An 11,885-nucleotide genomic window follows, 5' to 3' on the forward strand; every position below is an offset into this window, starting at 1 on the left:
AACAAAAACTGGCCGGTCTCGCTAAAACGCCAGGGGACGGCGCTTTGGCGGGATTGCTTGTTGTAATTTGGTTCAAAACGCCCCGCTGTGAAACCCCCAACCGGGGGCCGCTTGCGCACGCCACGCACTTGGGCATTCTGGTGTTGAGGGTAGTCCATGGCCGAAGTGATTGATGGCAAGAGCGTTGCCGGGGACGTTGTGGGGACGGTCAAGACCCTGACGGCTGAACTTGTCGCCAAGGGCAAGGCCAAGCCTGGTCTTGCAGTGGTCATCGTCGGCGAGGATCCCGCCAGCCAGGTCTATGTCGCGTCCAAGTCGCGCACCGCCAAGGAATGCGGCTTTCATTCCGTTCAGCACACGCTGCCGGCCGAAACCTCGGAACCGGCACTGCTGAAGATCATCGGCGACCTGAACGCCGATCCGGCCATCAATGGCATCCTCGTGCAGCTTCCGCTGCCGGCCCACATCGACGCCGGCAAGATCATCCAGACCATCGCGCCGGAAAAGGATGTCGACGGCTTCCATTTCATCAATGTCGGCAAGCTCGGCACCGGTGAACTCGAGACAGCCTTCGTGCCTTGCACGCCGGCCGGCTCGATGCTTCTGATCGAGCGGGTGCGCGGTAAGGATTTGTCCGGTCTCAACGCCGTCGTCGTCGGCCGCTCCAACATCGTCGGCAAGCCGATGGCCAACCTCCTGCTTGCCGCCAATTGCACCGTCACCATCGCCCATAGCCGCACCAGGGACCTGCCGGCACTTGCCCGCACCGCCGACATTCTTGTCGCGGCCGTCGGCAGGCCGGAGATGATCAGGGGTGATTGGGTCAAGCCAGGCGCCACCGTCATCGATGTCGGCATCAACCGCATTCCGGCGCCGGAAAAGGGCGAGGGCAAGTCCCGTCTCGTCGGCGATGTCGCCTATGCCGAAGCGGCCAAGGCCGCCGGCGCCATCACGCCGGTGCCTGGCGGTGTCGGGCCTATGACCATTGCCATGCTGATGGCCAATACGTTAGCCTCGGCCTACCTTGCGGCCGGATTGAAACGGCCGTCCTTCTGACCCGCCAGAAAGCCGCAGCTTTGCCGAACCCCAGTGTTCCCTCAGAACGGCCGGTCATCGCGGACCCCGTTCAAGGTGGCCGGCAGTTCGCATTCCTGCTGGTCGACAAGTTCTCCATGTTCTCGCTGGCTGCCGCGATCGATACGTTCCGGTCGGCGAACCGGTTGCTCGGCCGTGACTTCTACGGCTGGACGACGGTGTCGGCCGATGGCGATCCGGTGATGGCTTCCAACGGCCTGCCGCTCAAGATCGACTATGCCGTTGCCGACCTGCCGCCGGTCGATATCCTGTTCGTCTCGGTTGGGCTGACGACGGAATTCCCCGGCAAGAGCAAGGTGCTGGCGGCTTTGCGAAGCTGGGGCCGGCGCGGCAATGCGCTGGGTGCCCTGTCGGTCGGCTCCTATCTGCTGGCCGAGGCCGGCCAGCTCGAAGGCTATCGCTGCACCATCCATTGGGAAAACCGTGCCGGCTTCGTCGAACGCTTCCCCGACATCAACTGCACCGGCAACGTCTTCGAGATCGATCGCAAGCGCTACACCTGTGCCGGCGGCACCACTTCGATCGACCTGATGCTGGAGATCGTGCGCGGCGATTTCGGCTCGAACCTCGCCAATGGCGTCGCCAACCAGTTCCAGCACGAACGCATCCGCTCGGCCGGCGACCGTCAGCGCGTCGGGCCGGAACGCGACCTGACCGGCAAGTCGGAGAAGCTTAGGCGTATCGTCGAACTGATGGCCGACCACCTCGACGAGCCGCTGTCGGCGGTACAGCTGGCCAAATCCGCCGGCCTTTCGGTGCGCCAGGTCGAGCGCCTGTTCCTGCGCCATCTCAGCGTCACGCCCGGCCGTTATTACATGCGGTTGCGGCTGGAGCGGGCGCGCGAACTGCTGCGCCAGACCAACATGCCGATCCTCGACGTGGCGATCGCGACCGGCTTCACCTCGCATTCCTACTTCGCCCAGAGCTACCGGCTGCAATTCGGCAGGCCGCCCTCGGAAGAGCGCCGCACGACCTATTGAATTCCGCTTCCGCTGAAAAGTTCGGCATTCGGCCCGGCGCATCGGGCCAGGGCAGCGACTTCGGGTTAACGGGTTCCTTCGGTGCCTTCGCCGCGTAGGCTGACGGTGCATCAAACGAAAAACCCGCCTGTGCGGCGGGTCACTTGGCGCAAATCAGCACCATGGGCGAAAATGTATCATAGCTGAGGGCATAGAGTCAAGAAAAAATTCCTATCGCAAAAACTGCCGGCACTGCCGGCACCACCGAACTGGCTGTCGTCAGGTCCTTGTCAAGCTGGGTTCGGAGCCCTACGCACCGGGCGCCGGGACTTGTGTCCCGGCGCCGCGTCAAATAGCTTGCCGCCCGGATCAGGGGTGGATTTAGGAGATTTCGATGGCGGGACTTGCACGGAGTGTCGCGGCGGCGGTCCTCCTTTTGTCGATGACGACGTTCGGCTTCGCCGCAAACAAGGTCATCATCATTCTCGATGCGTCCGGCTCGATGTGGGCGCAGATCGACGGCAAGCCCAAGCTCGAAATCGCCCGCGAGTCGCTTCGAACCGTGCTTCAATCGGTCCCCACCGACGACGAGATCGGCTTCATGGCCTATGGCCATCGTGAAAAGGGCAGCTGCGACGACATCCAGCTGATCGTGCCGCCTCAGGCAGGTTCGGGCAGCGCCATTTCGGCCGCCGCCGACAGCCTGAAATTCCTCGGCAAGACGCCGCTGACGGCGGCGGTCAAACAGGCGGCCGAGGCGCTGAAATACACCGAGGACAAGGCGACCGTCGTGCTCATCACCGACGGGCTCGAAACATGCGGCGGCGACCCCTGCGCGCTTGGCAAGGAGCTCGAGGCATCCGGCGTCGACTTCACCGCCGATGTCGTCGGCTTCGGCCTCACCGCCGACGAGGGCAAGCAGATCGCCTGCCTCGCCGACAACACCGGCGGCAAATACATCCAGGCCTCCGACGAGAAGGCGCTGCAGGAGGCGCTTGCCGAGACCGTGGCGGCGCCGGTGCCGGAACCGGCACCCGCTCCGGCACCGGAGCCAGCGCCCGCACCGGAGCCGGCCAAACCGGACTTCAATTTCCAGCCGATAGCAGTGCTTGCCGAGGGCGGCGATCCCGTCACCGACGGCAACGCCTGGGAAATCTACAAGGCGAAACCCGACGGTACGCGCGGCGACTACGTCAGCACCGAATACGGCGCCTACAAGGCCAATCTGGAACCGGGCGACTATATCGTCGTGGCCAGTGACGGCCAGGCGAAGACCGAGCAGAAGGTCAAGATCGAGGCAGGCCAGGTCTACAAGCCGCTTTTCAACTTGAATGCCGGCACGCTGATCATCCACCCGCGACCGAACGCGGGGGCGGATGTCGTCGATGGCGCGGCTGTCGTCATCGATTATCCGGGTGCAGACATGCCCGCGACCTTTTATGGGACGACGAAAGCCGTGTTGCCGGCCGGCGACCAGAAGGTGACTGTCACGATCGGGCAGGGCGTGGCTACCGATACGATCCCGCTGGCTGCCGGCAAGACCGTGGAAAAGGACATGATTGCCGGTGTCGGCCATGTCGTTGCCAATGCTTACTATGCTGCCGGCGGCGACAAGGCGGACGGTTCAGGCATCGGCTTCAAGGTGCTCAAGGCAAAAAAGAAGATCGATGGAACCAGGGACGAGGTGACCTATGCCTACGGACCCGACAGCAAATTCGATCTGCCACCCGATGACTATGTGTTGATTGCGACGGTTGATCTCGCCGTCGTCGAGCAGCCGTTCACTGTCAAGGTGGGCGAATTTCAGGATCTGAAGGTCGCAATGAATGCCGGCGTGCTGGCGATCACCGCGCCCGGAGCCTCGAAGATCGAGATTTTCGAGGCCAAGAAGGACATCAACGGCAACCGCAAGTCGCTTGGCTATGCATTCGACCAGAAGTATCAGGCAGCGATCCCTGCGGGCGACTACGCCGTCGTCTCGGAGAAATCCGACAACAGTTCCAAAGAAGGCAACGTGACGGTCAAGGCCGGCGAGCGAGCCGAGCTAACCGTGCAATAGAATCGTATGCACAACCGCAAGAGGGCGGCCATGTGCCGCCCTTTTTTGTGAACTACGCAGAACTGCCGTCAAGCCGTGCCGAAGGCGCTGGCGCCATGATCGGCGCGGCCGACCAGTTGTCGAAAGCCGGCAAACAGCTCGCGGCCGAAACCGAACTCGTTGCCGATGAGATCGGCATCCGCCGTCCGGCGCAAAGCGAAGTCGCCGGCCGGCACCAGCACTTCGAGTGTGCCGGCTTCGGCGTCGAGCCGGATGATGTCGCCTTCGTGGATCCTGGCGATAGGACCCTCCTCGACCGCTTCCGGCGTGACATGGATCGCCGCCGGCACCTTGCCGGAGGCGCCCGACATGCGTCCGTCGGTGACCAGCGCCACGCGCTGGCCGCGATCCTGCAGGATGCCGAGCACGGTAGTCAGCTTGTGCAGCTCCGGCATGCCGTTGGCCTTGGGCCCCTGGAAGCGGATGACGGCGATGAAATCACCGATCAGCGTGCCGGCCTTGAACGCATCGTTCAGCCCTTGCTGGCTGTCGAAGACCTTGGCCGGCGCCTCGATGATACGCCGCTCCGGCTTCACCGCGGAAGTCTTGATGACGGCGTGGCCGAGATTGCCTGACAGCACCTTCAGGCCGCCGGTCGCCTGGAATGCCTTGTTGAACGGCGCCAGCACCTTTTCGTCGCCGCTTGCCTTCGGCGAGGCCTCGCGCACCACGCCTCCGTCGGCGCCGAGCTTTGCCTCGACCGCATAGGGCCGCAGGCCTTCGCCCCACACCGTCTGCACATCCTCATGCAAGATGCCTTCGTCGAGCAGCTCGCGGATCAGGAAGCCGAGCCCGCCGGCGGCGTGGAAATGGTTCACGTCGGCGAGGCCGTTCGGATAGACCCGCGCCAGCAGTGGCACCGCCTCCGACAGGTCGGAAATATCCTGCCAGGTGATGGCTATGCCGGCCGCCGCCGCCATGGCGATCAGGTGGATGGTGTGATTGGTCGAGCCGCCGGTGGCGTGCAGGCCGACGACGCCGTTGACGATCGAGCGTTCGTCGATCATCCGGCCGACAGGCGTATAGGCGTTGCCGAGCGCGGTGATCGCCAGCGCCCGCTTCGTCGCCTCGCGGGTCAACGCCTCGCGCAGCGGCGTGCCAGGGTTGACGAAGGAAGCGCCCGGCGTGTGCAGGCCCATGATCTCCATCAGCATCTGGTTGGAATTCGCCGTGCCGTAGAAGGTGCAGGTCCCCGGCCCATGATAGGATTTGGACTCGGCCTCCAGCAGTTCGGCGCGTCCGACCTTGCCCTCGGCGAAGAGCTGGCGGACCTTGGCTTTTTCGTCATTGGGCAGGCCTGATGTCATCGGTCCGGCCGGAATGAACACCGCCGGCAGATGGCCGAAGGTGAGCGCTGCGATCACCAGCCCCGGCACGATCTTGTCGCAGACGCCGAGATAGACGGCGGCGTCGAACATGTTGTGCGACAGGCCGATCGCGGCGGCCATGGCGATGACATCGCGCGAAAACAGCGACAGCTCCATGCCGGGCTGGCCTTGCGTGACCCCATCGCACATTGCCGGTACGCCGCCGGCCACCTGGGCGATGCCGCCGGCTTCGCGGGCCGCGTCCTTGATCAGCGCCGGGAAGGTCTCGAACGGCTGATGCGCCGACAGCATGTCGTTGTAGGAGGTGATGATGCCCAGGTTCGGCACCTTGTCGGCGCCAAGCGCGAGCTTTTCCGAGGGGCTGCACACCGCAAAGCCGTGGGCGAGATTGCCGCACGACAGCACAGCCCGGTTGGCGGTGCGGTTCGATGCCTCGACGATGCGGCCGAGATAACGCTCGCGGCCTGGTTTTGAGCGCTGACGGATGCGTTCGGTGATGGCTTCGATGTCGCGTCTGGCGGTCATGGCGGTCGGTCCTTTCAGGCGAGGTCCCGGAAACATCCTCCCGCCGTTTGCCGGGACCAGAGTAAATCGAGATTCAGGGGGCCCAGAAAACCTCTACGGGCTTATGTGCTGCGTCGAGCACGGCACGGATTGGCTTTCGCGGCCCGGGCGCAACCGCGCCGTCGAAGGCGGTACGCTTGTCCTCACCCTCTATGTGCAGCGCGATGAAGCCGGCTTCGACGATGCGCGCCAGCGACAGGGTCAGCCGCGGCTCGCCCGCACTTGCCGCATGAACCGGCAGCACGATCCTGTCGCAAGACGGGTCGAGCAACGTTGCCAGATCGTCGGCATCGGGAAAGAACGAAGCGGTGTGGCCGTCCGGCCCCATGCCGAGCACGACGACATCGAGCGGCCATGGCAAGGACCGGAGCGCTGCATCATCGGACGAGGCCGCATCCTCGATGCTGGTGGCTTCGTGATAGAGCGGCACGAAACGAGCCGCCTTGGCCACGTTCTGCAACAGATTGGCGGCTACCAGCCCGGCATTGGAGCGTGGCGAGGAGGCCGGCACGAAACGCTCGTCGACCAGCGTCACGATCACCTTGTCCCAGGCGATAGGTATCGCCGAAAGGGCGGCGAAGAATTTTGCCGGCGTGGTGCCGCCGGAGACGGCGAGCAGCCCCGTGCCGCGCTCGGCGATCGCCTTGGTCAGTCTGCCTGCAACATGGCCGGCAAGGGCGGCCGCCAGTTCCTGGCGCCCGGCGAAGCCGTTCCAGCTATAGGCGGCGCTGTTCAATTGCTCTCGTGCCATGTCCGCCCGTCACGTTCGATCAGTGCTATCGAGGCCGATGGGCCCCAGGTGCCCGCCGTGTAGCCCTGCGCCTCCTGCCTGGCACTTTCCCAGGCATTCTGGATCGGGTCGATCCATTTCCACGCCGCCTCGACTTCGTCACGGCGCATGAACAGGGTCTGGTTGCCACGGATGACGTCCATGATCAGCCGCTCATAGGCGTCCGGCGCGCGGCCATCGAAGGACTGCGCAAAACTCATGTCGAGCGAGATCTGGCGCAACCGCATGCCGCCCGGACCCGGATCCTTGATCATGATGAACTGCTTGACGCCTTCGTCGGGCTGCAGCCGGATGACCAGCTGGTTGGCGAAGATCGGACCAGCGCTGTCGCCGAAGATCGAATGCGGGATCGGCTTGAATTCGATGACGATTTCCGAAACCCGGGTTGCCAGCCGCTTGCCGGTCCTGAGGTAGAACGGAACGCCCGCCCAGCGCCAGGTGCCGATCTCGGCCTTGATGGCGACGAAGGTCTCGGTATTGCTGTCGTGGGAAAGCTCCTCGACATAGCCCTTTACAGCTCCGCTGGCCGAGGCGCCTGCGCGGTACTGGCCGCGCACGGTGTGCTTCGGCGCTTCGTTGCCGTTGATGCGCTTCAGTGCCCGCAGCACCTTCAGCTTCTCGTCGCGCACGGCGTCGGCATCCATCGATGACGGCGCTTCCATGGCGACGAGACACAGCAGCTGCAGCATATGGTTCTGCACCATGTCGCGCAGCGCGCCGGCCTTGTCGTAATAGGTGACGCGGTCTTCCAGACCGACGGTCTCGGCGACTGTGATCTGGACATGGTCGATATGGGCTGAATTCCATAACGGCTCGTAGAGCGCGTTGGCGAAACGCAGCGCCATCAGGTTCTGCACCGTCTCCTTGCCGAGATAATGGTCGATGCGGAAGATCTGGCTTTCGTGGAAGTCGTCGCCGACCAGGTCGTTGAGCTTGCGTGCCGAATCGAGATCGCGGCCGATCGGCTTTTCCAGCACGATGCGCGAGTTCGGCGTGATCAGATTGTGCTCTTTCAGCTTGTGCGAGATGTCGCCGAACAGCGCCGGCGCCACCGCCAGGTAGAAGGCTCGGATGCGGTCGCTGTCTCCGATCGCCTTCTTGAGCTTGTCGAAGCCGGCGCCGCTCGTCGCATCGGCGGAGACGTAGGACAGCCGCGCCAGAAAAGTCTTCAGTTCCTTGGCGTCGATGTCGGCCGGCTTGACGTGCTCGGAGATCGCCTGTTTGGCGAAGGCTTGGAATTCCTCATCGCTCATTTTCGAGCGCGACGTGCCGATGATGCGTGTCGGCTCCGAAAACTGATGGTCGCGCTGGCGATAATAGAGCGACGGCAGAAGCTTGCGTTCCGACAGATCGCCGGTGCCGCCGAAAATGATGAAGTCGAAAGGCTCGACGGGGATGATCTGGCTGGTCATGGTCTGTCCGCTTTGACGCCGGTCGCTGTGACGCGGCTGATATAATCTAATCGATTTAAATTTTCCAGTGCCATGGTGTCACATCTGGGTGTATGCGCCGGCCCCTTGACAGTCCGATGACCCGGAGGCTTGTCGAAGGCGCGGCTCCGGAAGCCTTCGCAGTTGCAGCATAGAGCGGGATCGACGCGAAAGCCAAAGGAGAAATCGGCGATGGACCCACATCTTTCGGCCAATCCGGTCAGAAGCCGTGGCTTTGCGCGGATGAGCGCCAATGACGTGCCCGTTGATGGTCACCAATAGTGAGCGGAAAAAACATGCGTCTGGAAAACAAGGTTGCGATCATCACCGGCGCTGCGTCGGGCTTTGGCGAGGGCATTGCCAGGCGTTTTGCGCAGGAGGGCGCCAGGGTCGTTGTCGCCGATCTCAACGCCAGGGGCGCGGAGCGCGTCGCCGGCGAGATCGGAGAAGCGGCGATCTGGACCCAGACGGATGTCTCGCTGCGCTCCGAATTCGACGAGATGGTCTATGCCGCGAAAAGCGCCTTCGGCCGCATCGACATCATGGTCAACAATGCCGGCTACACCCATCGCAACGGCGACATGCTCAACGTCGACGAGGACACCTTCGACCTGATAACCGCCGTCAACATGAAGGCGATCTATCACGCGGCACTTGCCGTGGTGCCGATCATGGAGCGGCAGGGCGGCGGCGTCATCCTGACCACGGCCTCCACCGCGGGTCTGCGGCCGCGCCCCGGCCTCACCTGGTACAATGCGTCGAAAGGCTGGGCGATCACCGCCACCAAATCGATGGCGGTGGAACTGGCGCCGAAGAACATCCGCGTCAACTGCCTCTGCCCGGTTGCCGGCGAGACCGGCATGCTGGAGAAATTCATGGGCGCCGACACGCCCGAGATCCGCGAGAAGTTCCGCGCATCGATCCCACTCGGCCGGCTTTCGACGCCGCTCGACATCGCCAACGCCGCACTCTGGCTGGCCTCGGACGAGGCCGCCTTCATCACCGGCGTGGCGCTGGAGGTCGATGGCGGCCGCTGCATCTGAAAGCCTGATGTATGTCGCTCGAAAGCGGCCCCGGTTTGGGAGAACGACATGCATCAGAACAACAGGCCTGCCTCACGCAGAGCGGGGTACGTCACGCGCCAGTCTTGATGTAACTCTTGTAGATCCAGCCGGTCTTGCCGTTGTAGGTGATCTGGCACCATTTCTTGCAGCTCATCACCTGCACCGAGGTTTTGGCTGGCACCGTACCGATGGCGGCGGCATTTTTCTTCGGGCCGCTTCGCATGGTCACGGCCCTCAGGATGCGCCCTGTTCCGGCGGCTGCGGCTTTCCTGGGCTTCGCCTTGGCTTGGCTGTCATCGCCTTCTGCCGCTGGCTCTTGCGGCTGCACCGCGGGGATGGCGGCGGTTTGTGCGCCGTCGGGGTGGTTGCCCGCGGCTGCGCTGGGCGCGGCTACCTTGGCAAGTTCGGTGGCGGCATCGGTATCGGCTGCCGGCTGTGCGAATGCCGCAGCTTGCTTGTCCGCTGCCTGGCTGGGAGCAGTCGAATCGGAAGTGGCGGCGTCCTTCGGCTGCGAACCGGTCCAGCGCGGATCGTTGGCGGCGAGTGCGGGGATGTTGGCTTGCGCGGCCGCCACGGTTGTCGGAATAGCGTCGGACTTGCGCGCCTGCGGCACGGCTGCCGCGGCGACCGCGGCCCCAACCGGGGTTATTTTCGTCGTCTTCACCGGAACCGTTGGAATGGTCTGCTCGGGGCTCGCTGCCGCTTGTCTGTCGCTGGCCGGCAATGCCAGCCACAGCGCCACGGCGGCGACGCCAAGCAGTGCGGCGGTGCCGATCGCGGCGATCACCAGATGCGAGTTCGAACGGATTTCCTGCCAGAAGGACGGCCGCATGTCGTATCCGAACTGCATGGCAAAGCGCCGACGTTCCGGCGTACCGAAACTGAAGGGCTCTCTCACTCTTGCCACCTCCATAAGCGGGCCGACGTTCTATCGGTCGGTGCCGGAAGTCCGGCGTCTGATCCGCATAGGTCAAAAAAACAACGCGGGCAGTCCCGCAACAATCCCCGAACAATCGCCCAGAACCGGCAGCTTTCGCCTGCGATTGTGGCATCAGTACGCCATTATAGGGGATTCTGCGCCTTTGCGGGAAATTGCGCAATGCGTCGCACGGGCAACAAATGTTACAATGAATATTACAATATTACACCAGGTCGGTCGGCTAGATCCTGTCCCGCAACGCAAACCAGTTGAGCGCCAGGAACAGCAGCGGCGTGCGGAAGCGCCGACCGCCGGGGAACGGCGGGATTTTCAGATCCTCGATCAGCTTCAGCCGGTCGCGGTTGCCGGCAACGGTTTCGGCATAGAGTTTACCGAAGTAGTTCGACAGCATGACGCCGTGGCCGGAATAGCCGCCGGCCGAGATCACATTGGGCATCACTTCGCGCACGAAAGGCTTTCTCGGCACCGTGATGCCGACATAGCCGCCCCAGCCATGCGTGATCTCGACATCCCCGAGCGCCGGATAGAGTTCCGCGATCTGGCGGCGGATGTGAATGTGGATATCCTTCGGATCGTTGACGCCATAGACCTCGCGTCCGCCAAACAGCAGCCGTCCGTCCTTCGATCTGCGGAAATAGCGCACGACGAAGCGGGAATCGTCGACCGCCTCGCCGCCCGGCAAAACGTTCGAGTCCGCTCCCAGAGGCACGGTCGCACCGATGAAGGAACCGATCGGCATGATGTGCGCCGCACTAACCGGCTCGAGCGCGCCGCCATAGGCGTTGACCGCTATCAGGCATTTCTGCGCCGTCACCGTCCCCCTCGGTGTCGAAACCTTGACCTTGCCGCCGCTGGAGATGATGCCGGTCGACGGCGTCCCCTCGAACAGCTGCGCGCCTGCAAGCGCTGCCACCCGCGCCGTGCCGATCACCAGCTTCATCGGATGGATGTGGCCGGTGCCGGTGTCGCGCGTGCCGCCGAAATAGGCGGTCGAGCCCAACCGCTCCGCCGTCTCCCTGGCATCCATGAACGAGATATGCGGGTAGGAAAAACGGCTCGCCATGATCTCGGCATGCGCCTTGTAGTCGTCGACATAGCGCGGCTTGTGCGCCACCGAGAGCTGGCCCGGCATATAGTCGATATCGATCTGGTTGGCGGCAGTGAATTCGAGGAGATGCGCCTTGGCCTCTTCGGCAAGATCAAACAGCGCCTTGGCGCGGGCCAAGCCATACTCGGCTTCCAGGTCCTCGGCCCAGACGCGCTGGCCGGTGCCGAGCTGCCCGCCATTGCGCCCGGAGGCGCCATCGCCGAAGCGGTAAGCGTCGATCAGCACGACATTGGTGCCTGCCTTGGCCAGATGCGCCGCCGCCGACAAACCGGTAAAGCCGCCGCCGACGATGACGACATCGCATGCCCGGTCGCCATCCAGCGCCGGGTATTCAGGTCTCGGACCGGCTGTGTCCTCATACCAGGACCGGCCGGGGGAGATCGGGGATTGGTAGGGCATGATGCTCGCAGGGAGTAGGGGAGTAGGGGAGTAGGGGCGGTTGGGAGTAGGCGGGGTGGGGCGTATGCGCGTAGCCGAGCAGGCGAGACGCGGATGCAAGACGGTTGCCG

Annotated in this window: 9 protein-coding genes; 4 read left to right on the forward strand and 5 right to left on the reverse strand. The window is 63.8% G+C overall.

Annotation, left to right across the window (positions count from 1 at the left end; translation table 11 throughout):
* Positions 1 to 156: 156 nt before the first annotated feature.
* From folD to NKH97_RS32675, 3 genes are all read left to right on the forward strand, one after another.
* On the forward strand, positions 157 to 1,056 hold the full coding sequence (gene folD, locus NKH97_RS32665; protein WP_352611478.1) for a bifunctional methylenetetrahydrofolate dehydrogenase/methenyltetrahydrofolate cyclohydrolase FolD: 900 nt from the start codon (positions 157 to 159) through the stop codon (positions 1,054 to 1,056).
* 20 nt (positions 1,057 to 1,076) lie between these two features.
* The gene (locus tag NKH97_RS32670) at positions 1,077 to 2,075 is read left to right on the forward strand and encodes a GlxA family transcriptional regulator (RefSeq protein ID WP_032908654.1); all 999 of its coding nucleotides are present in this window, start codon (positions 1,077 to 1,079) and stop codon (positions 2,073 to 2,075) included.
* Positions 2,076 to 2,448: 373 nt separating this feature from the next.
* Positions 2,449 to 4,113, forward strand: coding sequence for a vWA domain-containing protein (locus NKH97_RS32675; protein WP_352632560.1), 1,665 nt, complete (start codon positions 2,449 to 2,451; stop codon positions 4,111 to 4,113).
* A 68-nt stretch (positions 4,114 to 4,181) separates the two neighbouring features.
* Here NKH97_RS32675 and edd read toward each other — a convergent pair whose 3' ends face one another.
* The 3 genes from edd to zwf all read right to left on the reverse strand — a co-directional run bounded on the left by edd (position 4,182) and on the right by zwf (position 8,246).
* Positions 4,182 to 6,005, reverse strand: a complete 1,824-nt coding sequence (gene edd, locus NKH97_RS32680) for a phosphogluconate dehydratase (protein ID WP_352611480.1) — start codon at positions 6,003 to 6,005, stop codon at positions 4,182 to 4,184.
* A gap of 73 nt (positions 6,006 to 6,078) precedes the next feature.
* Entirely contained in the window at positions 6,079 to 6,795 is a 717-nt protein-coding gene (pgl, locus tag NKH97_RS32685) for a 6-phosphogluconolactonase (protein WP_352799867.1), read from the reverse strand.
* A complete protein-coding gene (zwf, locus tag NKH97_RS32690) occupies positions 6,777 to 8,246 on the reverse strand; it encodes a glucose-6-phosphate dehydrogenase (protein ID WP_023809187.1) in 1,470 nt (489 codons plus the stop codon). Before zwf ends, pgl begins: the two co-directional genes overlap by 19 nt.
* Before the next feature lie 314 nt (positions 8,247 to 8,560).
* Here zwf and NKH97_RS32695 point away from each other — a divergent pair, with 314 nt between their 5' ends.
* Complete coding sequence (locus NKH97_RS32695) at positions 8,561 to 9,307, forward strand: SDR family oxidoreductase (RefSeq protein WP_128302651.1); 747 nt, start codon at positions 8,561 to 8,563, stop codon at positions 9,305 to 9,307.
* A 91-nt stretch (positions 9,308 to 9,398) separates the two neighbouring features.
* Here NKH97_RS32695 and NKH97_RS32700 read toward each other — a convergent pair whose 3' ends face one another.
* Complete coding sequence (locus NKH97_RS32700; protein WP_352611482.1) at positions 9,399 to 10,226, reverse strand: SH3 domain-containing protein; 828 nt, start codon at positions 10,224 to 10,226, stop codon at positions 9,399 to 9,401.
* A 262-nt stretch (positions 10,227 to 10,488) separates the two neighbouring features.
* Positions 10,489 to 11,775, reverse strand: a complete 1,287-nt coding sequence (locus NKH97_RS32705; protein ID WP_352441043.1) for an NAD(P)/FAD-dependent oxidoreductase — start codon at positions 11,773 to 11,775, stop codon at positions 10,489 to 10,491.
* Positions 11,776 to 11,885: the final 110 nt, after the last annotated feature.

Source organism: Mesorhizobium sp. M0870, from assembly GCF_040319775.1.
Classification (GTDB): domain Bacteria; phylum Pseudomonadota; class Alphaproteobacteria; order Rhizobiales; family Rhizobiaceae; genus Mesorhizobium.

Excerpts from the sequence above, each read along its gene's own strand:
- folD (WP_352611478.1), top strand. The coding sequence starts at position 157 with ATGGCCGAAGTGATTGATGGCAAGAGCGTTGCCGGGGACGTTGTGGGG.
- NKH97_RS32675 (WP_352632560.1), top strand. The coding sequence starts at position 2,449 with ATGGCGGGACTTGCACGGAGTGTCGCGGCGGCGGTCCTCCTTTTGTCG.
- edd (WP_352611480.1), bottom strand. The coding sequence starts at position 6,005 with ATGACCGCCAGACGCGACATCGAAGCCATCACCGAACGCATCCGTCAG.
- pgl (WP_352799867.1), bottom strand. The coding sequence starts at position 6,795 with ATGGCACGAGAGCAATTGAACAGCGCCGCCTATAGCTGGAACGGCTTC.
- zwf (WP_023809187.1), bottom strand. The coding sequence starts at position 8,246 with ATGACCAGCCAGATCATCCCCGTCGAGCCTTTCGACTTCATCATTTTC.
- NKH97_RS32695 (WP_128302651.1), top strand. The coding sequence starts at position 8,561 with ATGCGTCTGGAAAACAAGGTTGCGATCATCACCGGCGCTGCGTCGGGC.
- NKH97_RS32705 (WP_352441043.1), bottom strand. The coding sequence starts at position 11,775 with ATGCCCTACCAATCCCCGATCTCCCCCGGCCGGTCCTGGTATGAGGAC.